The organism is Streptomyces daghestanicus (assembly GCF_020521275.1).
GTDB classification, from domain to species: Bacteria; Actinomycetota; Actinomycetes; order Streptomycetales; family Streptomycetaceae; genus Streptomyces; species Streptomyces griseoviridis.
Map to the genome: position 1 here is coordinate 73,626 of NZ_BNDX01000013.1, position 23,124 is coordinate 96,749.

Annotated in this window: 18 protein-coding genes and 5 CRISPR repeat arrays; of the genes, 9 read left to right on the forward strand and 9 right to left on the reverse strand. The window is 72.7% G+C overall.

What is annotated here, in order from left to right; translation table 11 throughout:
* Window positions 1–2,404 precede the first annotated feature (2,404 nt).
* Window positions 2,405–2,676: a CRISPR direct-repeat array (repeat unit 28 nt; unit sequence GGACCAACCCCGCGGGCGCGGGGACGAC).
* Between the two features lie 54 nt (window positions 2,677–2,730).
* The 5 genes from Sdagh_RS24740 to Sdagh_RS24760 form a co-directional block, all read right to left on the reverse strand.
* Complete coding sequence (locus tag Sdagh_RS24740; RefSeq protein ID WP_190078773.1) at window positions 2,731–4,266, reverse strand: ISKra4 family transposase; 1,536 nt, start codon at window positions 4,264–4,266, stop codon at window positions 2,731–2,733.
* Between the two features lie 66 nt (window positions 4,267–4,332).
* On the reverse strand, window positions 4,333–4,866 hold the full coding sequence (locus tag Sdagh_RS24745; protein WP_190078772.1) for a hypothetical protein: 534 nt from the start codon (window positions 4,864–4,866) through the stop codon (window positions 4,333–4,335).
* A gap of 116 nt (window positions 4,867–4,982) precedes the next feature.
* Window positions 4,983–5,926: a CRISPR direct-repeat array (repeat unit 28 nt; unit sequence GGACCAACCCCGCGGGCGCGGGGACGAC).
* A 449-nt stretch (window positions 5,927–6,375) separates the two neighbouring features.
* Window positions 6,376–7,380: direct repeats of the CRISPR family, unit length 28 nt.
* 6 nt (window positions 7,381–7,386) lie between these two features.
* Window positions 7,387–7,704 (reverse strand): hypothetical protein, encoded by a 318-nt coding sequence (locus Sdagh_RS24750; RefSeq protein WP_190078679.1) that lies wholly within the window; start codon window positions 7,702–7,704, stop codon window positions 7,387–7,389.
* 399 nt (window positions 7,705–8,103) lie between these two features.
* Entirely contained in the window at window positions 8,104–8,436 is a 333-nt protein-coding gene (locus tag Sdagh_RS24755; protein ID WP_190078678.1) for a PCC domain-containing protein, read from the reverse strand.
* Window positions 8,433–8,960: a hypothetical protein gene (locus Sdagh_RS24760; protein WP_190078677.1), complete on the reverse strand. Its 528-nt coding sequence runs from the start codon at window positions 8,958–8,960 to the stop codon at window positions 8,433–8,435. The genes Sdagh_RS24755 and Sdagh_RS24760 overlap by 4 nt, the downstream gene beginning before the upstream one ends.
* A 321-nt stretch (window positions 8,961–9,281) precedes the next feature.
* Between Sdagh_RS24760 and Sdagh_RS24765 the strand changes: the two genes are divergently transcribed.
* The 9 genes from Sdagh_RS24765 (at window position 9,282) to Sdagh_RS24805 (ending at window position 17,010) form a co-directional block, all read left to right on the forward strand.
* Window positions 9,282–9,515 (forward strand): hypothetical protein, encoded by a 234-nt coding sequence (locus Sdagh_RS24765; protein ID WP_190078676.1) that lies wholly within the window; start codon window positions 9,282–9,284, stop codon window positions 9,513–9,515.
* A gap of 341 nt (window positions 9,516–9,856) precedes the next feature.
* Window positions 9,857–11,101, forward strand: coding sequence for a TfuA-like protein (locus tag Sdagh_RS24770; RefSeq protein ID WP_226535688.1), 1,245 nt, complete (start codon window positions 9,857–9,859; stop codon window positions 11,099–11,101).
* The gene (locus Sdagh_RS24775; protein ID WP_190078674.1) at window positions 11,088–12,236 is read left to right on the forward strand and encodes a YcaO-like family protein; all 1,149 of its coding nucleotides are present in this window, start codon (window positions 11,088–11,090) and stop codon (window positions 12,234–12,236) included. Before Sdagh_RS24770 ends, Sdagh_RS24775 begins: the two co-directional genes overlap by 14 nt.
* Window positions 12,233–13,126, forward strand: coding sequence for a class I SAM-dependent methyltransferase (locus Sdagh_RS24780; protein WP_190078673.1), 894 nt, complete (start codon window positions 12,233–12,235; stop codon window positions 13,124–13,126). Before Sdagh_RS24775 ends, Sdagh_RS24780 begins: the two co-directional genes overlap by 4 nt.
* Window positions 13,123–14,133 (forward strand): NAD(P)H-dependent glycerol-3-phosphate dehydrogenase, encoded by a 1,011-nt coding sequence (locus Sdagh_RS24785; protein WP_190078672.1) that lies wholly within the window; start codon window positions 13,123–13,125, stop codon window positions 14,131–14,133. The genes Sdagh_RS24780 and Sdagh_RS24785 overlap by 4 nt, the downstream gene beginning before the upstream one ends.
* Window positions 14,134–14,206: 73 nt before the next feature.
* Window positions 14,207–14,560, forward strand: a complete 354-nt coding sequence (locus Sdagh_RS24790; protein ID WP_190078671.1) for a hypothetical protein — start codon at window positions 14,207–14,209, stop codon at window positions 14,558–14,560.
* A complete protein-coding gene (locus Sdagh_RS24795) occupies window positions 14,547–15,404 on the forward strand; it encodes a hypothetical protein (RefSeq protein WP_190078670.1) in 858 nt (285 codons plus the stop codon). The genes Sdagh_RS24790 and Sdagh_RS24795 overlap by 14 nt, the downstream gene beginning before the upstream one ends.
* An 815-nt stretch (window positions 15,405–16,219) precedes the next feature.
* Entirely contained in the window at window positions 16,220–16,417 is a 198-nt protein-coding gene (locus tag Sdagh_RS24800) for a hypothetical protein (RefSeq protein ID WP_190078669.1), read from the forward strand.
* 209 nt (window positions 16,418–16,626) lie between these two features.
* On the forward strand, window positions 16,627–17,010 hold the full coding sequence (locus tag Sdagh_RS24805; protein WP_190078668.1) for a DUF6083 domain-containing protein: 384 nt from the start codon (window positions 16,627–16,629) through the stop codon (window positions 17,008–17,010).
* Window positions 17,011–17,419: 409 nt separating this feature from the next.
* Window positions 17,420–17,997: a CRISPR direct-repeat array (repeat unit 28 nt).
* A gap of 897 nt (window positions 17,998–18,894) precedes the next feature.
* Window positions 18,895–19,593: direct repeats of the CRISPR family, unit length 28 nt; unit sequence GAGCTACCCCCGCGGGCGCGGGGACGAC.
* Between the two features lie 762 nt (window positions 19,594–20,355).
* On the opposite strand, the gene Sdagh_RS24810 is transcribed toward Sdagh_RS24805, so the two are convergent.
* The 4 genes from Sdagh_RS24810 to Sdagh_RS24825 all read right to left on the reverse strand — a co-directional run bounded on the left by Sdagh_RS24810 (window position 20,356) and on the right by Sdagh_RS24825 (window position 22,990).
* Window positions 20,356–21,429, reverse strand: coding sequence for a hypothetical protein (locus tag Sdagh_RS24810; RefSeq protein WP_226535690.1), 1,074 nt, complete (start codon window positions 21,427–21,429; stop codon window positions 20,356–20,358).
* Between the two features lie 303 nt (window positions 21,430–21,732).
* The gene (locus tag Sdagh_RS24815; RefSeq protein ID WP_190078667.1) at window positions 21,733–22,395 is read right to left on the reverse strand and encodes a hypothetical protein; all 663 of its coding nucleotides are present in this window, start codon (window positions 22,393–22,395) and stop codon (window positions 21,733–21,735) included.
* Window positions 22,392–22,619, reverse strand: coding sequence for a hypothetical protein (locus tag Sdagh_RS24820; RefSeq protein WP_190078666.1), 228 nt, complete (start codon window positions 22,617–22,619; stop codon window positions 22,392–22,394). The genes Sdagh_RS24815 and Sdagh_RS24820 overlap by 4 nt, the downstream gene beginning before the upstream one ends.
* The gene (locus tag Sdagh_RS24825; RefSeq protein ID WP_190078665.1) at window positions 22,616–22,990 is read right to left on the reverse strand and encodes a hypothetical protein; all 375 of its coding nucleotides are present in this window, start codon (window positions 22,988–22,990) and stop codon (window positions 22,616–22,618) included. Before Sdagh_RS24825 ends, Sdagh_RS24820 begins: the two co-directional genes overlap by 4 nt.
* Window positions 22,991–23,124: the final 134 nt, after the last annotated feature.

Below are 23,124 nucleotides of genomic sequence, written 5' to 3' on the forward strand. Positions count from 1 at the left end.
CGGCCGGTGATCCGGCCGGCCGGCATCTGCGGCACCGCCTCCGGCCGCCTCACCAGACCCGAGCTGGCCAACCGCGCCACCGTTGGCGACTTCAACCGGCTGCGGACTACCCCGCGAGCGCGGGGACGACGGCACCGACCGCAAGCAGTCCGCCCGCCGCGGAGAGCAACCCCCGCAGGCGCGGGGACGACACGTCCATGGTCTGGGTGGGGACGTCGCCCTCGGAGCAACCCCCGGCGCGGGGACGAGCCAAGCTCCTGCGCGAGCTGGGCGACGACGTGGAGCAACCCCCGCAGGCGCGGGGAAGACGGAACCCGCTCTCCGGCCGGCACGGGGCACTCGGAGCTCCCCCTCCTGCGGGCTCAGGGACGATTTCGCTTTGATCCGCTCCCGCTCCGCGTGCTCGAACTACCCCGCAGGCGCGGGTACCACCCCCGGAGGCTGCCGATGCTGCGCCCGGTCCACGAGCAACCACGCCGGTGCGGGGAGGACGCCCAATAGGTGATGTTCCAGCGCCGTTCGTTCGTTCGAGCTACCCCCGCGGGCGCGGGGAGGACGGAGGAGGCCGGATGGGTACAGCGGAGGATCGCCACAGAGCTACCCCCGCGGCCGCAGGGACGACCGAGCTGGTCGACGTAGGCGGCGTGGTCAGGCAGAGCTACCCCCGCGGGCGCGGGGACGACCCCTCCGTGGCGACCGCATGTGGGAGTTCCTGGGAACAACCCCCGCAGGCGCGGGGACGACCCAGCCCTGGCTCATGGAATGCCGCCTCTGCGGGAACAACCCCCGCAGGCGCGGGGACGACTTGATGCACGCCTCGATCGACGCGGACAGCACCGAACAACCCCCGCAGGCGCGGGGACGACGATGTGCATCTGGTCCCAGGGGTGAACTCCGCCGAACAACCCCCGCAGGCGCGGGGACGACACTTCTTGACCTGCAGCGATGCACGCGACGGTACCTGTTTTCCTTCACCTCGTTCGGCCTGCTGTGAGGGGGGAGCAGCCTGGCGGGACGACAGCCGGCCGATGTCGGCGAAGTCTCCGAGCTACCTCTGCGGGCACGGGCCCGTCCTGACCGGCCCGCCGGGGAGCAGCTCATACGGCGAGCCCCCAAACGTGAGGACGACATCGCAGCCACGCACCGGTAGACGACGGCGCTGGAGCTACACCCCTGCAGACGCAGGGACGACGCGCTGCGTTCCTAAACGCGACGAGCCGCTCCAGGGATACCCCCGCGAGCACGGGGACGACTCGGTCGGTCGTGCAGCTCCGCCGTACCGCCGGGAGCAACCCCCGCGGGCGCGGGGACGACCCGCTGTCCGCCGGGCCGACGCCGCCCGTGCGGGAGCGACCCCCGCAGGCGGCGGGGACGACGTGGTGTCCCCGGCGATCCGGAGGACGCGCATCGAACAACCCCCGCAGGCGCGGGGACGACGTACAGGGCCATGTACCGGTCGATCAGGCCGTGGAGCTACCCCCGCGGGCGCGGGGACGACAGGACGACCGGTCGTCCCGCGGGCACGCCTCGGAAGCTACCCCTGCGGGCGCGGGGACGACTCTTGAGCTGCGGTGATGCATGCGAGGGTACCTGTTTTCCCACCTCGTTCGGCCTGCCGCGAGTTGAGAACAGCCTGGTGGGGCGGCTGCGCCCTGGCAATGCCGCCAAGCTAGCCCTGCGGGCGCGGGCACGACCCCAGTACGTTCGCCGGCAGAAGCCCAATGCCGGAGCTACCCCGCGGGCGCGGGGACGGACGACGACATCCTGGGTAGCGACGCTGACGTTGACCGGGAACAACCCCCGCAGGCGCGGGGACGACTGGGCGACGGTTTCGAGGTCGGTTCCGGCCAGCGAGCGCCCCCCGCGGGCGCGGGGAGGACACCCGGCCGAGGTCCGCGTGGACGACGACGACCGAGCTACCCCCGCAGGCGCGGGGACGGCATGGGACGTCCCATCGACGCCCGTGGGTGGGACGAACTACCCCCGCGAACGCGGGGACAACCGAGGCGTCTGGGCTCCGGCCAGGCCAGCCCGAAGAGCTACCCCCGCAGGCGCGGGGACCACGGGGGTGTCGTCGTGGTGGCGCGGGGCCAGGTGTCGAGCTATCCCCGCAGGCGCGGGGACCACTTCCGCACCAGCCGGACCGCAGCCTTACGGCGCAGAGGCGTATCCCGCGCGCGGGGAGCACGGGCCACGACGACGCAGGACACATGCGGTGGCAGGGTCCTCCCCGCAGACGCGGGGAGCAGGATCAGGGCTGGATCGAGGCGCCCGAGCGGGAGGGACCATCCCCGCGTACACGGGGAGCAGTTCGCGGAGTATGCCGCGCGGGCCTACGGCCTGGGACCCTCCCAGCGTGCGCGGAGAGCAGCCGGTCAAGTCCCGGTCCGCCATCGCCGCCGTGGGACCATCCCCGCGGGCGCGGGGACGACCATCCGCACAGTTCGCAGCGCAGGTACCACGGGGGACCAACTCCGCGGGCGCGGGGACGACGGCCTCTACGCGTGCGCGCGCGAGGCGGGCCGAGGACCAACCCCGCGGGCGCGGGGACGACGTGAGCTGAACGAAGAAGCGGGCGAGCTCGGTCGGACCAACCCCGCGGGCGCGGGGACGACCCCCTGGCACTCGGCCTGCACGGTGGCCGCGGCGGACCAACCCCGCGGGCGCGGGGACGACCCCAAGCTGTCCGACCTCGCCAGGGTGCAGTTCCTCTGAAGTGAAGGTCGTGGATCAGGCGGTCAGTCTGTATGTGGCCAGGCCAGAGCTGGGGTAGAGGCGTTCGTGTTCGCGGGCGGTGTGGTAGGTGAAGTAGGCGTCAAGGTGTCCGTTGCTGGTGACGGCGCGGAGTTTGAGGACGGCTTCGGCGCCGGCGAGGCCCCAGCGGGCGCCGGTGATGTCGAGGCGGTCGGCGATGAGATGCCGGCAGGCTCCTTCGATCGCGCCGGTGGCGATGGGCCAGCCCGCTGCGAGGGCGGTGTCGTAGTGGAGTTGGTCGAGGTGGCCGGTGAGGTAGCGGTGGCAGGTGATGACGGCTTCGCGGGGTGAGGCCGCCAGGTGGGCCTGGTCGGCTTGTGCGAGGAGTTCGTCGGCGACGCGGGCGGCGTGACCGGCGAGGATCGCGGTGAGCCGGTCGGCGGTGAAGGCTTCGGCCTCACGGCTGCCGGGCTTGTGGAAGGCGTGCGCGGCCGCCCAGACGTATTCGGTGACGTGGACGAAGTCGATCAGGACGTGGATCGTCACGCCCCGGCGGGCGGCTTCGGCCTGGACGACGTCGAGCTGGTGTCGGGCGCCGTCGACCAGGACGATCCAGTGGCGCAGGTGGTGCGGGTCGCGGGCCTGGGCCTGGTCGAACGCCTCGGCGATGACCTCCTCGGGGGGTTTGACCAGGGAGGCGGTCAGCCACTTGTTCTCCGCCCTGGGGTGCGGGCGGCGGGTGCGACGGTGGCTGCGGCCCTCGGGCGGGCCGATCACGTCGTGCGGGCGGCGCGGGGCCGGGCGGATGTCGAAGACGCAGGCGATGGTGGCCATCCGTTTCCGGTTGGGTTTCTCGCCCGGGGCCAGCCGCCCCCGCCGGCCCGCGGCGGCGGCCCGGGCGGCCTTGCGGCGGGTGGCCTCGCGCAGGGCTTCGGGCCGCATGACCACACCCTTGCCGTCGGCCTGGATGACCAGCGGCATGTCCCGGCTGCAGGGCAGCGCGGTCTTCGCCCGGTAGAAGCCCTCGACATCCGCGGCGGTCTCGACGACGAGTTCCTCCAGCCGGCGTTTGCCCAGCACCGGCCCGCACTGCCGGCCGACGGCAGCCACGGCCTGGTCGAAGGAGCCGCGCACGGCCTCGGTGACGGCCAGGCGGCGCAGACCGGCCGAGTGCCGGCCCGCGGGCAGCGACAGAGCTACGTCCGCGGGATGCACGTTGCTCACCCCAGGTCCACGATGCGCGACCCGTCGTACCCTCACGTGGCCGAAGACGGTGGACAGCCACCGCTCATGCCCCTTCTCCCGCCACGGACGCGGGATGCCGTCGCCACCCGTCACCCTCAGGCAGGGACGGGCCGCGAGGTGTTCTTCCTCGCGCAGCGCGCGCAGGTCGAGGTGGTCCTGCAGCAGTTGGCGTATCAGCGCGCGTCCGGCTTCCTGGAGGTGTTCCTCCAGCTCACCATGGGTCCACTCTTCGGCCTCGCGGCCTGACAGGGTGGCCGTCAGCAGGTCGAAGGCACTGACCGAGCGTGCGAACGCCTCAGGCGTGCCCCGCATGTCGTAGGGTTCCATCCGGGCTCTTCTCTCGCAGGTTCGTTCTGGTTCGCACCTTCGAATCTAGAAGGAAGAGCCCTTCTTTCAGGGCGTGTTGGACGAATGAGTCTTTCTCGTGGCGGATGGGGTGAACAGGCCGGGAGTGGTCTCGTCCAGCCAGCCCCGTACCACCAGACGCTTCAGCTTCGACCGCGTCACCTCGATCTTCCCGTTCTCCACCGGCAACCCGATCCTGGGCACGATCTGCTTGGCCCGCACCGGCCCCGGCGCATCATCGACGACCTCGAGAATGTCCTGGTAGACCCGCGGCAGCACAGTCGCGGCCATGCCCGGCTGCCACTTCGGCACCGACAGCACCCCCACGACCTGGCGCTCGGCCCCGGCGAACGGCGATACGTCCGCCGCCGCCGCCGTCGGCGGCGTCTCGTCCGCAGCGCTGCCGTCGCTCATCCTCGCCAGGAGTTCCCCTGCCGTCTCACGGGTGATCACCAGCCGTGACAGCCTCTCCTGCTCAGCCTCCAGCCGCTCGGTCAACTCGGCCAGCTGGGCCTTGAGTTGTTCCACCCGGCCCCGGACCTCCGCCTCCTCGGCCTCGATCGCCTCGAACAACGAGCCCACCGACACCACCTCCTCCCCTCAGGGAGAAGACCTGCCCACCTGGACGCCAATCAACGTCTCCCCAGGTCAGCCCGTCCCTCGAAACGAGCCGCACCCACCTCGCCAAGCTCCTCGCCGGACCAACCCCGCGGGCGCGGGGACGACCGTGGCTACGGGTGCGAGAGCCAGTCGTGCAGTGGACCAACCCCGCGGGCGCGGGGACGACACCTCCGGGTCGGGCGACTGGTGCCACTGGACGGGACCAACCCCGCGGGCGCGGGGACGACGTGCCGCTCGGGCCGGGGGTAGAGGAAGCCAAGGGACCAACCCCGCGGGCGCGGGGACGACTGGCGGCGGCAGACGGCGAAGGTGCTGCGGCCAGGACCAACCCCGCGGGCGCGGGGACGACGCGAGGTCCTCGCCGAGCAACTGCGCGACCCGGGGACCAACCCCGCGGGCGCGGGGACGACGCTCAGACGGGCGCCTACGGCCTCTGTGGGCGGGGACCAACCCCGCGGGCGCGGGGACGACTGGACCAGCGGCACCCTCCACGGCGGCATCCACGGACCAACCCCGCGGGCGCGGGGACGACGGCCGGCGAGTACCTCGGCCTCGACTCCCACCAGGACCAACTCCGCGGGCGCGGGGACGACCCCTCCCCGATCGTGAACTCGCGGCGGCGAGGCGGACCAACCCCGCGGGCGCGGGGACGACCGGTGTGTGGAAGCCCGGCCGGGGCTCGTTCTGGGACCAACCCCGCGGGCGCGGGGACGACTGGCCGCCGCAGAACAGGGAGTGGAACCGCGGGGGACCAACCCCGCGGGCGCGGGGACGACAACCAGGTCCTCGCCGTGAAGACCCCCGAGTCCGGACCAACCCCGCGGGCGCGGGGACGACGGGCGACTGGACGGGTGTGTGGCAGCACGTGATGGACCAACCCCGCGGGCGCGGGGACGACAGCTCAGCAGCCCCTGCGGGCAGCTGTCCACGCGGACCAACCCCGCGGGCGCGGGGACGACGCGCCTGGCTGACGCGGGCCGACCGAAGCAGGGGGACCAACCCCGCGGGCGCGGGGACGACACTTCTTGAGCTGCAGCGATGCGTGCGAGGGTACCTGTTTTCCTTCACCTCGTTCGGCCTGCTGTATGTCGGCAGCCCGGTGGGACAGCCGACCGATGCCGGTGAAGTCTCCGAGCTACCTCTGCGGGCGCGGCCTCAAGCCACCCCGACGGACGCAGGAACGACTGGAACGGCAAGCGGAAGCACGACCGTGACGAGAGCTACCCTGCAGACGCGGGGACGGCCCGCTGCGTTCCCGTACGCGACGAGCCGCTCCAGGGGCACCCCCGCGAGCACGGGGACCACTCGGTCGGTCGGGCAGCTCCGCCGTACCGCCGGGAGCAACCCCCCGCAGGCGCGGGAAGGACGCGCAGCGCTGCCGGAAGGTCGGCCTGGTCCACGAGCTACCCTTGCGGACGCGGAGACGACGAGGACGAACCGGCGGCGAGCAGGACGACGGCGACGGCGAGGGAGCTACCCCCGCGGGCGCGGGGACGACAGGCTCCCGCACGGCGGACACCGTGTACGACCGGAGCTACCCCCGCGGGCGCGGGGACGACCCGCGCAGGAGCTGACGGCGGGCGCGGGCGACGGAGCTACCCCCGCGGGCGCGGGGACGACGGGACACCGAACCGGGAGAAGGTGAGCTGCCCGGAGCTACCCCCGCGGGCGCGGGGACGACCCGGGGCACCCCCCAGGCGCGGGCGGTCTCTAGGAGCTACCCCCGCGGGCGCGGGGACGACTCCTCCACGGAGTGGCTCGGCGTACTGAACCGCGAGCTACCCCCGCGGGCGCGGGGACGACGCGGGGAGCGTGCCGCAGCGCGGCCCGGTCGGGGAGCTACCCCCGCGGGCGCGGGGACGACGATCTCGGCGTCACTCACAGGAGCGCCTCCGGGGAGCTACCCCCGCGGGCGCGGGGACGACAGCAGGCCGAAGATGAAGAAGTAGACCGCCGCGTGAGCTACCCCCGCGGGCGCGGGGACGACGTGCAGTGCGCGAAGATCTCCAGGGCGCGCCGGGAGCTACCCCCGCGGGCGCGGGGACGACCCGCTGCTCCACATCGAGCCGGGGACCCCGAACGAGCTACCCCCGCGGGCGCGGGGACGACTGTCCGCCGGGGTCGGCACCGAGCCGTCGACCGGAGCTACCCCCGCGGGCGCGGGGACGACGGAAGGTCCGTTCGCTTGCCCGGCGTCGGCGGGGAGCTACCCCCGCGGGCGCGGGGACGACGGGTACAGCACGGAGCCGCCGAGCGTGACGGAGGAGCTACCCCCGCGGGCGCGGGGACGACCCACCGACGGCGGCGCGGCCGCCAGCGGGCTTGGAGCTACCCCCGCGGGCGCGGGGACGACCCGATGAAGTACCTGAACGGGGGAGGCGGAGGCGAGCTACCCCCGCGGGCGCGGGGACGACCAGCACGGCCACCCCGAGCACGACGTAGAACAGGAGCTACCCCCGCGGGCGCGGGGACGACACTTCTTCACCTGCGGTGATGCACGCGAGGGTACCTGTTTTCCTTCACCTCGTTCTGCAAGCCGGGAGTTGCGAGCAGCCCGGTGGGACGACAGTCGGCCGATGTCGGAGTTGCCTCCGCAGACGCGGGGACGACCTCGACGCCGCCCTCGATGTCGAGCGTACGGTGGCGCTGGACCAGACCGCGCCGGGTCAGCCACGGAAACGGCTGGTCGACCAGCGCGTCACCCCTGGTTTCCGCCAGCCGTTCGGTGAGCCGGTCGGCCAGCATCTGCGGCACCGCCTCCGGCGGCATCACCAGACCCGAGCTGGCAAACCGCGCCACCGATGACGACTTCCCCCGGCTCCGAGCCACCCCCGCAAGCGCGGGGAGGTGACCAGGGCGACGCCGTACAGGAGCACGAGCCGGGAGCTGCCCTGCGGGCGCGGGGAGGACGCGAGGATCGGGCGGACCGTCACGCCCGGTACTGGGCCAGGCGAAGCCGCCCGGTCGGGGTCAGCGGGGCATTGCGGTGGAGCACGAGGGACTCCTGCGGTCGGGGCGTAGATGTCGCGATCCACACCGAAGTCAGAAGGCCCTCACCCGTTCGAGCATCCAGCACGCGTGTCACCATCGTTTCGGAACAGCGCAGCCAGGCGTTTCTCCGGGCGGGGGCTTCCTCCCCGCCCTGCCCCGGCGCTTACGGTTGTCTTACGGGCTGTGTGCGCCCTGCGTGTGCGTTGTTCAGCTGACGGGGATGACGTAGGCGCGGGCGAAGTGGGTGCCGATGTGCGCTTCGTGGAGGTGCCCGGCGATGGCGCGGTCGCCTTCGACGCCGATGACGACGTGGATGTGGGCGAAGCCGTTGCGGATCTCGCCGGTGCCGGTCATCTCGCCGGGCAGGTCGTACTTGGTGATGTTGTCCTTGAGCGCATCGTCTTCGGGCATGGTCGAGACGGTGAAGGAGTCGGCGGCCCCGATCAGGGAGACGATCGCCGCGTCGGTGATACCGGCCTTGGCGGCCTGGCGGTTCAGCTCGTCGATGAGCTCGCCGGCGGGGACTTGGAAGACGATCATGCGGGACTCCGTCCGATCATGGGGCTCAGCTCCCGCAGCATGATTGAGGAGCACCAGCGGGCGCCAGAGTCCTTGGGGTTGAGGGCTTCCCTCGCGAAGCGGGTGGCCAGGAAGTCCGCGCGGTGGCCGTACGAGGCGGGCTGGGAGACGATCCGGCCGGCCGTTGTCCAGTCCACGGCGCATACGCGGGAGGTCACGGCCGTCATGTAGAGGTGGCGGGCTTCCTCGTCGTGGGCCAGGGCGCGGGCGACCTGGTCGGCGTGGTCCTGACCGGGCAGCTTCGCGAGGATGCCCGCGGCGTTGACCCGCAGGATCGGTATATCGCCGTCCAGCATCCACCGGCGCAGGTGCACGGTGGACGCTTTGTCCGCCATGGAGGCGGTGACGATGTCTGCGCCGTGCGTGGTCTGGACGCGGCCCAGGGGGACCGGGTCGCTCCCGGCGATGCAGGCCGCTATTTCGGTGGCGAGCGCGCCGTGCGTGACGGCAAGGGCGGACAGTCCCAGGAAGGCTCGTCGGTTCACGCGATCGAGCCTAGCTTCCGCTTGCAACTGCTCGACAGGGAGGCCCAGTACGCGAGACAGGTGCCCGATCCAGTACCTGCCGGGGATGACCTTTCCGCTCTCCCACCGTTTGACCGCGTCCCGGCCCGGCGCTCCGGCGGGGTCACCTGCACAAATGGCCAGCTGCTCGGCGAGCTGGACCTGGGTCCAGGGCTTGAGTAATCGCAGATCACGGAGCAACTGTCCGATCGGCATGGGCACATGATGCCCCACGGGATGCCCCTCCGTGACGGTGTCGGCATGGTTCACCCTTGCGGGAGCCCGACCGATGGAGGTTGCGTCATGAACACCGCGCGCAGGCCCGTCTCCCACCGGCAGCTGCCCGACTGGCTCACCGAGGACGCTACGGCTGTCGACGAGGGCGGCCACGGCCGCCGAGGCATCGTGCAGTTCATCGGCGAGTGGGGACCCCTCTACCTGGCGCGTCACCGACTGCCGTCGTCTTCCTGCGCCCCGAAGGCGGCGGCACGGAGTGGATCGTCGCCGACCACCGCACGCACCCTCACCCAGGGCTGAACCCCATAAGCTCCCCGCCCCAGCCAGAGGCGGGCAGGCGGGCCCCAGGGGGGTCCGCGGCACTACCGGTTACGGGCAGCCGTCCCGCACCGCCGTTTTCTCCGCAGAGAAGGAGCCCTGCCATGGAGCAGTCCAAGTCCACCATCGCCGTTATCAGCGCCCAGTCGCCGGCCCAGGAGACCGACGAGGTCACCGGGCCCGTCGTGGTCGCCGTCGACGTGGAGGACGAGGAGTAGTCCTCGCCCCTCGCCCGCGCCCTGACCTGGGCGCCTCTTCCCCGGCCTCTGGGCCCGGGAAGAGGTGCTCCTCAGGCTTCACCCTGGAGGCCGATAGTGATTCACGTGTTCGTCGGGCCGACGCTGCCGAGGTCCGATCCGCAGCTTGCCGCGCCGGGTGTGCGGGTGTGGCCGCCGGCGCGGCACGGCGACCTGTTCGACACCGCGGTCCGCAGCGGCGACACGGTGGTCCTCATCGACGGCGTGTACCACCAGGCGCCGGCGCTGCGGCACAAGGAGATCCTGGCCGCGATGGGCCGGGGCATCCGGATGGTCGGGGCGGCGAGCATCGGAGCGCTGCGGGCGGCCGAACTGGCGCCGTACGGGATGCTCGGTGTCGGCCACATCTACACCGGCTACGTCCGCGGGGACATCGACGGTGACGACGAGGTGGCGATCGGGCAGGCCCCGGACGGGGAGTTCGGCGCGCTGACCTGGCCGCTGGTCAACCTCCGGCACGCCCTTCAGCTCGCGGTCGCGGACCAGGTCCTCGACGCCGAGCGAGCCGCCGGGCTCTTGTCGGCGCTGCGCGCGGTCTACTACCCGCAGCGCACCTGGGCCGCCGTGCGGGCCGTGTGCTGCGGCTGCGGTGAGAGGGCGTTTGCTGACTGGCTGGCCGAGCGGCGCGAGCAGGACCGGCACTTCGGTGACCTTAAGCGCGCCGACGCGCTCGCTGCCGTGCGGACCGCGCTCGACGGTACCGCGGCGACGAGCGTGGTGGCCGCCCCGCCGCCGGGGTGGGAAACGACCTACTTCCGTCGCTGGTCCAACGCCGCCGTGCGGGAGCGGGTGTACGGCCTGGAGCTGTCCACCGAGGACCGCCTCGTCTACCAGCAGGTGTTCGACCCCGCGTTCCGCGACAGGTGGGCGGCCTACCTCGAACACCTCTCCCGGCACCCCGCGGACGGCGAGCCCGGGCTGCCGCTCGCCGTACGCCTGGCCCGGGCGGGCGTCGGGGGCCTGCCCGCCGACCGTGTGTTCCACCCGAGGCTCGACCTGCGCGACGAGCAGACCGTGGCGCTGCTGCTGGCCGGCGAGACCGCAGAGGACCGGCGCGCGGTCGCCCGGTACGCCGATGCCCTCGCCTGGGCCCGCCGCAGCCGGCCCGGGTTCTCCACGGTGGCGGTCCGCGACGAGGTGGCCCGCGACTTCCTGCTGCGGGTGTGGCGGTGCGACGAGGGAGGATTCGACGCGGAGGCGTCCGCGCGGGGACTGCGCCGGGAGGCGAGCGCGGTGGATGCGGCCAAGCGGTTCGTGCCCGGGGTCTGGGAAGAGACGAAGAGGATGGAGACGGCCCGTGGTGGGCGTTGACAAGCTGGTTGCGCTGCCGGGCACCGTACGGGCCCGTACGCCTGAGGAGACGTGGAAGGCGGTGGCCGGCCGCCTTCACGAGTTCGGCATCACCCGCCTCGCGAACCTGACGGGCTTGGACGTGATCGGGATGCCGGTGTGGACGGCGATCCGGCCTGCGTCGAAGACCTTGTCCGCGTCGCAGGGCAAGGGCGCCACCGTGCTACTGGCGAAACTGTCGGCGGTGATGGAGGCGATCGAGCTGTGGCACGTCGAGCAGCCGGTGTCCGTCGCCGCGGTGGGCCCCGCCGCCGAGGTCGCCCCCCACTGCCCCGTGACCGCGCTGCCGACCACCGCCCCGTACCCTGAAGAAGCCCTCGCCAGGGTGGTGTGCGAGTGGACGCACGCCGCCGGCCTGGTGAGCGGGGTGAGGGTGCTGCTGCCAGTCGACCTGGTCCGCCGCCGCGGCCAGCGCCCCGACTGGACCCCGGACGTGTGGCGGGCGACCAGCACGGGCCTCGCCTGCGGCAACACCCGCGCCGAGGCGGCGGTGCACGCCCTGCTCGAGGTGGTCGAGCGCGATGTGCTGTACCGGGACACGCTGGTGGGCGGACGGCGGCGCACGCTGATCGACCTCCGCACGGTCGACGACCCGCTCGGCCAGGAGGTGATCGCCCGCCTCGCGGCCGCGGGCATGGCGCTGGAGATCGCGCTGGTGGACGGCCCATACGGGCTGCCCGTGTGCGTCGCGTATCTGTGGTCGGAGGACTACCCGGTCGTCTTCGCGGGCGGCGGCTGCCACAGCGACCCGGCCATCGCGCTGACGCGGGCGGTGACCGAGGCCGCGCAGTCCCGGCTCGCCGCCATCGCCGGAACTCGCGACGACCTGACCGCCGACCACGGCAGCTTCGACACCTCGCCCTTCCACCCCGCCCAGACCGCGGGACTCGCGCCGTGGCCGGAGGCGACGGCCCGCTTCACCCCGGCCGCCGACGGCTTCGCCAGCCAGGCCCGCGACATCGCCCGCCGCCTCCAGCACGTCACCACCCACGAGCCGGTCGTCCTAGACCTGTCCGCCCCGGACGCCCCCATCCGCGCCGTGCAGGTCGTCTGCCCCGGCACCCGCTCCCGGATCAGAAGGTCAATGCCCCGATGAACCCCACGGCCACCAGCCCGCCCCCAGCGCCGTCCGCACCCGCGCAGGGACGCTCGGCCCAGTACGACGCCTTCCACGCCGCCCGCGCCCGCACCAATCTGGTTGCGAGCCTGTACGCCCAGGCGATGGGCGAGGACTACCCAGTAGAGGTCGCCGCCTCCAGCTCCTGTGACTGGCCCCTGCTGGGACTGCTGACCGCGCGACTCCGGATGCATCCCGGACAGGTCCTCGTGGACGCCGGTTGCGGCGCCGGCGGCATCGGCCTGTGGCTGGCCCGCGCCCTCGCCGTCCGCCTGACCGCCTTCGACTTCTCACCCGTAGCCGCCGCCCAGGCCACCGCCCGCCGCGCCCACTTCCTCGGGCCCGCCGCCGACCGCGCCGTCTTCCACGTCGGGGAGCTGGAGAACACCGACCTGCCCGACGGCTGCGCCCACGGCATCGTGTGCGTGGACGCCCTCGGTGGCGCCGCCGACCGCGGGGCCGCTTTGCGCGAGCTCGGCCGCGTCCTGGCCCCAGGCGGCCGACTGGTCGTCACCCGCGCCCTGCGGCAAGGCGCGGAACCGGCGTGGCACGAGCAGGTCGCCGCCGCCGGCCTGACGCAGGAGCACCTGGACGAGCGGCCCGGCGAGCCCGCGATGTGGGAGCGGCTCTACCGGCTGTGGATCGCCCACACTGACCAGCTGCGGCGCGAGCTGGGCCAGGCACCGGCCGAGAACATGCTCCACGAGGCACACCGGATGCTCCCCAAGGTCCGCGGAAGGCGGGCCGTCCTGCTGACGCTGCGGCGCCTCCCATCAGCCCCGGCCGGAGAAGGGGCGGCCGATAGGATGGCCGCGCCCGACCGCCATCCCGGGGACAGGCCCGCGTCCAGCAAGGAGACCCCGCAGTGAACCAGCACCACGCCCGTACGGCGGTGTTCTCGGCTGGTTCCTGGGGCACCGCCGTGGGCAAGATCATGGCCGATGCGGGCACCAGCGTGATCATGCACGCCCGCCGCGATGAGATCGCCGACGCGATCAACGCCACGCACCGCAACGCTGGGTACTTCCCGGACGTCGAGCTGCCCCACACGGTGACCGCGACGACCGATCCGGCCACCGCGCTGGACGGCGCGGACTTCCTCGTGCTGTCCATCCCCGCGCAGTCCCTGCGCACCGGCCTCGCGGCCTGGGCCCCGCACATCGGCCCGGACACTGTGATCGTGTCGCTGATGAAGGGCATCGAGATCGGATCCGGGCTGCGGGCGAGCCAGGTCATCACCGAGGTGACCGGCATCGGCGCCGAGCGGGTCGCGGTGCTGTCCGGCCCTAACCTCGCGCGCGAGATCATGGATGGCCAGCCCGCCGCCGCCACCGTCGCCTGCCCCGACGAGGACGCCGCCCACCGCGTCCAGCGCGCCTGCCACACCCCGTACTTCCGGCCCTACACCTCCACCGACGTGACCGGGTGCGAGCTCGGCGGCGCAGTGAAGAACGTCATCGCCCTCGCGGTCGGTATCGCCTCCGGCATGGGCATGGGCCACAACGCGCAGGCCATGCTCATCACCCGGGGACTCGCGGAGACCACCCGGCTGGCCACCGCGATGGGCGCCCACCCGGCCACCCTCGCCGGGCTCGCCGGCCTGGGCGACCTGGTGGCGACCTGCTCCTCCCCGCTGTCGCGCAACCGCACCTTCGGCACCCACCTCGGCCACGGCCTGACCGTGGCCGAGGCGACCGCAGCGACCCGCCAGACCACCGAGGGTGTCAAGTCCGCCGAGGCGATCCTCGCCTTGGCGGGCGCCCACGATGTCGAAATGCCGATCACCGAGATCGTCTCCGACCTGCTGCACGAGAAGGTCACGCTCGACCAGGCCGCGTCCGCGCTGATGCAGCGGCCCCCCAAGCCCGAGCGCTGACCCCCGCGACGCCCCGGCCCACGGGGCCTGCCGCACCTCGCCTTCACCCTCCCGACACGGAGGTCCTCAACTCATGCGCGAATCCGTGCTGTCCGCTGCCCACATCGTGCTCACTCTCGCCCTCCTCACGTGGATGATCACCGGCTTCACCCCTCTGCCCGGCCGCTGGCTGCGATGGAAGATGTTCTGCCGCGCCACCTTCACCATCGTCCAACTCACCGGCACCAAGGACGGCCACGCCGAACCGGTCAACGTCTACGACCACCTCTCGCCCGGCTCCTTCATCCTCGGCCCGCCCCAGCTCAAGGCGATCCTCGACCACCTCACCAACAGCGGCCAGTACGACCGGATCGACGGCACCGGCCGCGTCCTGTCCGCCCGCGGCGAGCAGCCCGTGAAGGTGGTGGCCAGCCGTGTGGTTCTTTGACCATCTCGCCTCCGGCTTCACCCGCCCCACCGACCCTGGCCGGCTCCAGTTGTTCCGGATCGTCTTCGGCACCGTGCTCACCGCCCGGTTCGCGCTCGCCCTCGGCCAGGGCGGCTGGGGCCGCCTCGCCCCCGGCTCCCTCGGCCTCCACCTCGCCGAACAGCGCTTCGGCCCCCGCCGAGCCCGGCTCCTCGTACCCGTGTACCGGCCCGCGCTGATCACCCGCACGATCGCCGCCGCCGTTCTGGCCGCCGGGCTCATTCCCCGCCTCGCCCTGCTGGTGGTCCTGGCCGGCGCCGCCATGGAACTGCTCTACCTCAAGAGCCCCAACGCCGTGCGCTACACCCTCCTGACCGGCACCTGTCTCCTCGTCGCCGGCGACCTCGGCCACGGGCTGAGCATCGAGCATGCCCCGAGCGCCTCGAACGCGTGGGCCCAGTGCCTCCTCGTGCTGATCACCACGAACCTCTACTGGAACAGCGCCTGGCAGAAGATCCGCAGCAGACAGTTCCGCAGCGGCCTCTACCTCGCCCAGTGGGTCCACACCTACACCCAGGTCAGAGAACACCTCCCGTACCGCCGCGGCCAGTACATCGTCCCCGCCATCGTCCGCCGCCACCTGGGCAACCTCACCGACCGCGACATCCGTATCTGGCGCCAGATCGCCGCCACCGTCATCGCGGCGGAGCTCGCGCTGCCCATCGCGCTCCTCATCCCGCAGACGATGCCGTACGCCGTCGCCGCCGGAATCGCGATACACGCCGCATTCAGCTGCCTCAAGCCCCGACAACTGATCACCTTCTCCGGCCTGACGACCGGCACCTACTTCGCCTTCGCCGCCTGACCCTGGCCATCAGGTCCACCGGGTGCCCCGTATCGTCAAGCTGCTGACCTGCGGGTCTGCACACCAGGTGGGGACTCCACCCTGTCAGCAGGGGATTCGCGAGAGTGGCGGGGCCCTGGCGCGGGCCGGTCCCGCTCCAGGCGGCGCACCCGGTCGTGGACGCACTCCAGACCGCCGGTCCCCAGCCCATCGCCGTGCAAGTAGTTGAGGCCCTCCTCACCATCGAGGGCGACGGGTAGGGCCGCCACGCTGCGGATCTAGTGCGACCACAGGACGCTCTGCACGAGGTGACCCTGCAAGTCGTGGCCGAGGAGATCGGCCAGCTCCAAGGCGGCGGCGCCCAGGTACACGCACCCCGCAAAGGGCTCTGCCGACAGCTCGGCCTTCGCCTCATCGAGGAGGCGCTCGTACTCCCCGGGGTGCGCGGAGAACAGGCACCGGACCGCGATGTCCTGGGCCGGGAAGTAGCTCGGCTCGGTGGTACCCCAGACGGACCTGGGACCATCCCCGCGGGCGCGGGGAGCAGTTAACCAGGCCCGTAGTCGTGGGGAGCAGCGCGGGACCATCCCTGCGGGCGCGGGGAGCAGACGGCAGCTCAGGCTGTGTGGCCTGCGGCAGAGGGACCATCCCCGCGGGCGCGGGGAGGACAAGCTGCGGAATTGGCGCGGCCCGTACGACCGGGAGCTACCCCCGCGGGCGCGGGGAGGACGGGGGTGTGTTGCGGAGGCGGGGCGGGTGCGGGGAGCTACCCCCGCAGACGCGGGGACGACAGCCGCCGCCTTCGACGCCGAGCGCACGGTGGCGCTGACCAGACCATGCCGGATCAGCCACGGAAACGGCTGGTCGACCAGCGCCTCACCCCGGCTTCCGCCAGTCGGCCGGTGATCCGGCCGGCCAGCATCAGCGGCACCGCCTCCGGCCGCCTCACCAGTCCCGAGCTGGCCAACCGCGCCAGCGTTGGCGACTTCAACCGGCTGCGGGCTACCCCCACGAGCGCGGGGACGACGGGGTGATGTGCGCGCGGACGTACGGGGTCGCGGAGCTACCCCCGCAGACGCGGGGACGAAGACACAGGTGTCGTCATTCCAGCCGCCCTGCTTGCGGTTTCTGCAAAGGCAACCGCCTTTCGTGACGGGCCTGCCCTCGCTCGGCGCGGCTTTCTCTCCGGTCCCGTCTGGTTTGCGTCCTACTGGCGGCTGGCATACACCCGCAGGCTCGCGGTATGGGGCTTATCGAGGAGCGGCCGCGACGGATCGGCACTGGCCAGTCGGCATGCCCGTATTGCGGGCTGCCGCAGGATCGGGCGGTGACGCTGGACGGCGACTGGGTGCTGCTGGAGCCGAGGGTGCGGGTGCTGGCGCACCTGGTGCCGGCGGAGCATCGGTGGATTGAGCTGTCGGATGGCCGGGTGACGGTGTACGGGACGTTCCCGGCAGCGCGGGATCAGCAGTGCCGGATCGAGCACCGTCTGGGTTGCCCACGGCAGGCTCTGCCGGATCTGTGGCCGTGGCTGACCGCTCTGCGTGCGGAGAACGGCTTGGCGGCGGACCGGCGGGGTGAGGAGCCTCCGTCGGAGCCACCTGCCGCTTTGCCGAACGTGGGGTAGCACGCCATGGCGCGGGGACGACGACCTGGCGGTCTGGCGCACGGCCCGGGAGTCGGAGCTACCCCCTCAAGCGCGGGGACGACCGCAGCGACTACACCGCACCGATCTACGACATGGAGCTACCCCTGCGAGCGCGGGGACGACCACGTCTCGGCCGCACACACCGGCTGGACCGTGGAGCAACCCCCGCAGGCGCGAGGACGAGGGCTGGGCCGGAACCTCAACCGCGGGCGCCTCCGAGCTACTCCCGCGGGCGCGGGGACGACCCCGCCACCCTCAGCGAGAACCGGGTGAGCAGGGAGCAACCCCCGCAGGCGCGGGGACGACGCGCCCACAGAGAGGACGCCGCCCCGTGGCATCGAGCAACCCCCGCAACTGCCGGTCAATCACAGCCCAATCAAAGGGCGCGGAGCAACCCCCGCAGGCGCGGGGACGACGCGGCGAAGGCTCCGATGGTCATCAGGACCATGGAGCAACCCCCGCAGGCGCGGGGACGACGGTCTGCTCCTCGTGGTCGGTGGTGGTGGCTACGAGCAACCCCCGCAGGCGCGGGGACGACGCGTCGACGATGCCGCCCGACGTGGCCGACCCGGAGCAACCCCCGCAGGCGCGGGGACGACGGCATGTCGCCCCAGCGGTAGACGAGTCCGGGGGAGCAACCCCCGCAGGCGCGGGGACGACGAGCCGGCCGCCGGGGGTGGTGGTGTCGAGCGCGAGCTACCCCCGCAGGCGCGGGGACGACGACCCGGCCACCGTCTCGGCGGCGCTGGGCGAGGAGCTACCCCCGCAGGCGCGGGGACGACGGATCAGCAGGGACGCCTCGATGCCGAGGATGAGAGCTACCCCCGCAGGCGCGGGGACGACGGACCGCCCCATCTCGTCGGGCTCGCGGGGTCAGAGCTACCCCCGCAGGCGCGGGGACGACGTGGTCGCTGATCGGCTGCCGATCGACTGCCGAGAGCTACCCCCGCAGGCGCGGGGACGACACTTCTTGAGCTGCGGTGATGCACGCGACGGTACCTATTTTCTTTCGCCTCCTCCACCCTGCTGTGAGTTGGCGGCCTGGGGGCAGCCGGCCGTTGTCGGCGAAGTCTCCGAGCTACCTCTGCGGGCGCGGGGGCGACCTGACGGGCCCGCCGGGGAGCAGCTCATACGGCGAGCCCCCAAACGTGAGGACGACATCGCAGCCACGCACCGGTAGGCGACGACACTGGAGCTACCCCTGCAGACGCAGGGACGACGCGCTGCGTTCCTGGACGCGACGAGCCGCTCCAGGGATACCCCCGCGAGCACGGGGATGGCTCGGTCGGTCGTGCAGCTCCGCCGTACCGCCGGGAGCTACCCCCGCGGGCGCGGGGACGACCCGCTGTCCGCCGGGCCGACGCCGCCCGTGCGGGAGCGACCCCTGCGGGCCCAGGGACGATCCGTAGGTCAGCGAGGCGCCGCCGCCGGCCGGGGAACTACCCCGCGGGCGCGGGGACGACGGCCACGACGGCGGCGCGCACGACAACGGCGAGGAGCAACCCCCGCGGGCGCAGGGACGACCTGCCGGGCGGCCGGTGTGACGTGTCCGGTGCGGAGCAGCCCCTGCGGGCGCGGGGACGACGTGCCGGGCGACACGAGATCGACGCTAGAGCCCGAGCAACCCCCGCAGGCGCGGGGACGAATTCTTGACCTGCGGCGATGCGTGCGAGGTCACCTGGTTTCCTTCACCTCGTTTGGCCTGCCGTGAGTTGCGAGCAACTCGGTGAGACGACAGCCGGCTGATGTCGGCGAAGTCGTGCGGACGACGTGGCATCGGAGACGCGCTCCAACATGGTCGGGGAGCGAGCCCCGCAAACGCGGGGCTGACTCGGCGGCGAGCAGGACGACGGCGAGGCGAGGGAGCTACCCCCGCAGGCGCGGGGACGACGCGGTGCACGTCGTGCCCGCGAACATCTGGCGGGAGCTACCCCTGCGGGCGCGGGGACGACGACGCCGAAGAGGCCGTCGTGGGTGCCGAGCGCGAGCTACCCCCGCGGGCGCGGAAACGACGGGCTCACCGGCATGCAGCTCTACGAGTACCAGGAGCTACCCCCGCAGGCGCGGGGACGACGAACTGGTGGTCTTCGGGCAGGACGCCCGCGTGGAGCTACCCCCGCAGGCGCGGGGACGACTCAATGCTGTCTAGGGCAAGCTCAGCCGCCATGGAGCTACCCCCGCGGGCGCGGGGACGACCGTGCCCAGGGGCTGGGCTGGCGGCGCGGGGCCGAGCTACCCCCGCGGGCGCGGGGACGACAGCCAGGGCCGGGGCTCACTGGTCATCGTCGGGGAGCTACCCCCGCGGACGCGGGGACGACATCACGACCGAGGCCCTCGTCGGGGCGCCCACGGAGCTACCCCCGCGGGCGCGGGGACGACCGCGAGCGCTTCCGGGTTGGTGCTGGCGCGGCGGAGCTATCCCCGCGGGCGCGGGGACGACACCGCCGGCCTGGTCAGCTCCTCGGGCAACATCGCGCTACCCCCGCGGGCGCGGGGACGACACTTGATGACATCGCCGGAGGCGAGCTTCTCCAGGGCTACCCCCGCGGGCGCGGGGACGACACACTTCTTGAGCTGCGGTGATGCACGCGAGGGTACCTGTTTTCCTTCACCTCGTTCGGCAAACCGGGAGTTGCGAGCAGCCCGGTGGGACAACAGCCGGCCGCCGTCGGAATTGCCTCCGCAGGGGCAGGAACGGCGCCGCAGTGACGATGTTGGCGACGGGCCCGGAGAGCTACCCACTCGCGCTGGCCTCGAGGACGACGTCCCGATCAGGGCGGCGGGAAGTCAGTCCGCGCGCGGGCACGTCCTGGCCGGCCTGTCAGGCATGCAACTCGTACGGCGAGCTCCCCCTCTCCGCGAACGCGAGGACGACATCGCGGCCACGCACCGGTACGCGACGGCGCTCAAGCTACCCCGCAGACACGGCAACGGCGGCCTCCCTGTCCTGCGAACCTGGAAGCCTAGAACCCGTACCGCGGGCGCGGAAACCACCGCTGGTGCGGTGAACAGGCGCAGACCACCGTCGAGCTACCTCGTGAGGCCTGGCCGCTGGCGGCGGCCGCAGGCACGGGGACAACTCGTGGTCGTCGGTGACGGGCAAGCCGTCTACAGAGCTACCCCCGCCCTCGCCCCCGTGAGCGCAGAGACGACGACGGCGTCCACGCCGGGGTCGCCGTCGAGGGGTGCTCGACCAGGTGCCCAGTGGCCACGCCCTCCGCCCCCGCCAATGGAGACCACCGTGTCCCTCACCGCTCAGAAACCCGAGGAGCAGGCGCTGACGCGCAAACAGCCGTGAAGGCCGTCTATATCCCGACTTCCGAGTCACTGGCTGGAGCGAAAGCGCAGTTCGGAGGCCCACTGCTGAAGTTGGTCGGCGAGGGGGAGGTTGTCTCCGCGGTCGACGGTCTGCAGGAGCATGGCGCACACGGTGGTCTCGGCCGCGAGGCCGTCCGGGGTGCCCAGGATCGGGAAGGCAGCCCGGACGCGGGCGGCGGTGACGGGCTGGAGCAGGGAGTAGGCGTAGAGCATCGCGCCGTCGAAGCCCGCCGGCGCCAGCCCCCATGCCTCCCAGTCGAGGAGTTGGAGGGGGTTGGTGAGGTTGGCCCAGTGCAGGTCCGCGTGGGCCGGCGCCCAGCGGGGTGCGGCGGGGGCGGGGATGCCGAGGAAGGCGGGGATGGCGCGGTCCGTGTACTGCGTGCGGACGGCGATGCGGTCGGTGGAGGCCGCCGCTACCTTCTCCAGGGCGTGGATCAGGTCCGCCCACCAGCCCAGGGGGAGGTCGAGTTCATGATGCAGGACCGGGTCGTCGGAGAGGACCGGTGCGCTCACCCGGACTGTCAGCTCGGCCCGGTAGGCGGTTCCGTCCTCGGTCGCGTCGTGGACGGCGAGGAGGGCAGGCCGGTATCCGTCGAGGTCTGCCAGCGTCTGCTGGGCGGTGGCGGCGCCGTCCCAGAGTTTGCCGGACGCCTTGGCTGCTGGGGCGGACACCAGGCGCAGCCACGCGGCGTCGCCGGCGGCGGTGCGGGCGGGAGTGCCGAGGGTGCGTCCGGCCCAGCCCCAGGATTCGCCGCCGGGTTCGACGGCGGCGGCGAGGGCACGGGCGGCGCGCTGGTGGTGGGTGCGCATCCGGTGTTCGGTGGCGGGGTCAGGCGGTGGCGAGTACACGGGTGATCTTTCGCAGGTGGTCGGGGGTGGGCGGGGCTGGGCGAGTGCGTCGGTGGCCTGGCGCCAGTGTGGCGTACGGGAGGCGGCGAGGAGGACGGGTGTCACTCCTGGGCATGACGCGGTGGTCAGGAGTGACGCCTGGGCGGGGGTGAGGCCGGGGCGGATCAGGTCGGCGAGGCCCTGGCCGACGATGCGGGGCAGTTCGCCGCCGTGCAGCGGGGCGGAGGCCATGACCCGCAGGCCCGCACGGGCGGCCGCGGTGACGGGGCCGTGCCCGGCGAGGGCCTGGAGGACGTGCCGTTGGACGCCCGGACGACGAATTTGTAGGAGCTACCCCCCGCAGGGGCGGGAGGACCTGAACGCGAACCAAGTCGGCTACGACCTCGCCGAGCTACCCCTGCGGGCGCGGGGACGGCGGGTGAATCCGGGCGTCGCGTACGTGTGCGCGGGAGCAATCCCTGCGGGCGCGGGGACGACGGCGGGGGCGGCCGTCCTTCCCGCCGGCGCCGCATCGGCGTACGGCATCAGCGGTGGTCACCGGGCCACGCGCGCCCTGGCGAGCGCGTCCAGGTCGGTCACCGGCTCGACGCCGACCAGCTCCACGATCTCCCGGGCCGCCAACACCCAGCGGAGGCCAGCATCGTCGGTGCAGGCGACCCGCACCATCCCCTCTGGTCGCTCTGGGTCCGGGCCCGGCAGCGGCTGCAGTGTGTCCGGCGAGTACCGGATGCCGGCCACACCCCACGAGGGGGCGCCGGTGACGAGAGCTGCAGCCCAGCCGGTGCGCAGGTGTGGGCAGAGGCGGACGGCCTGCCGGGCGCACGCCGGATGGACTGGAGGCACCGCGGTGGTTTCGCCTTCCTCGATCGGTCGTCCGTCTCGGGCGGCGAGGACGTACAGCAGCCGGCCGCCGCGCTGGTGGGCGGGGTGGCCGCAGATCATGCACAGCTCGGTGATTACGGCCTGTCGCTGCCGGAACGCGTGCACGCGCGGCCACTTCGGCTGGCCAATGCCGCGGGCGTAGTGGACGCGGACCCAGAGGACGTCGTCGTGCCGGTCGTAGGGGCCTTCGTCCTCGTAGGCGAGGCGTCCGTGGCGGACGGTGAGCGGCGCTCTGATGACGGTTTCGCCGGTCCACGGGGTGATGTACGGCACCGGCACACCGGCCTGCCGCATGGGGCGGCCGGGCGCACTCATGATCCCTCTTTGATGTAGGGGCTGCGGCCCTCGCAGCCGTAGCCGGGCGGGCACTGAGAGACCTCGGTCGACATGTCGTGCGCGCCGACGTAGCCGGTGGCGCGGCCGGCGGGAACGGCGAGGACGTGCCGGAGGGAGGCACCGCACCAGACGCAGGCCCAGCCCGAGTAGCGAGCACGGGGCAGCTCGATTGCCGGGGGCAGCTCGCGGGTTTCGCCGGTCATGTCGGCCTCCCAGCCGAGGCCCGGGAGACGTCGACGAGCGCGGCGGCCAGAGCGCCGGGGTCGGTGAGCAGGCCGCCGTCGCCGGGGCAGATTCGCCAGTACGGTCCCGGGCCCGCCGTCCGCCGTGGCGGTGGCATCACCAGGCTCGACCCGCTGCCCAGGGCACGGGTGGTGTCGTCCGACCACGTGGTGGTGCCGGTGGGGACGAGTAGGTAGACGACGGCGCGGCCGTCGTAAAGAACGGCGCCGCAGCGGGAGCCGAGCAGGTCCACGGCGGAGAGACCGACCGAGCGGGGTACGCGGATGGCGTCCCAGTCGTGGCCTGCGTCGGTCAGGGTGCAGCCGCCGGACTGTAAGGGGGTGGTCGGCATACGCGCTCCTCGTACCGTGCGGTTCGGTGGGTACAAGGGTGGTCCTGGCATTGCAATTGCGCGAGGGCTTAAAGAGGTCTCTGTGCGGACGGAAAGAGGACTTTTTGTAAGCAGAGCGAGTGATAGCTAGGCAG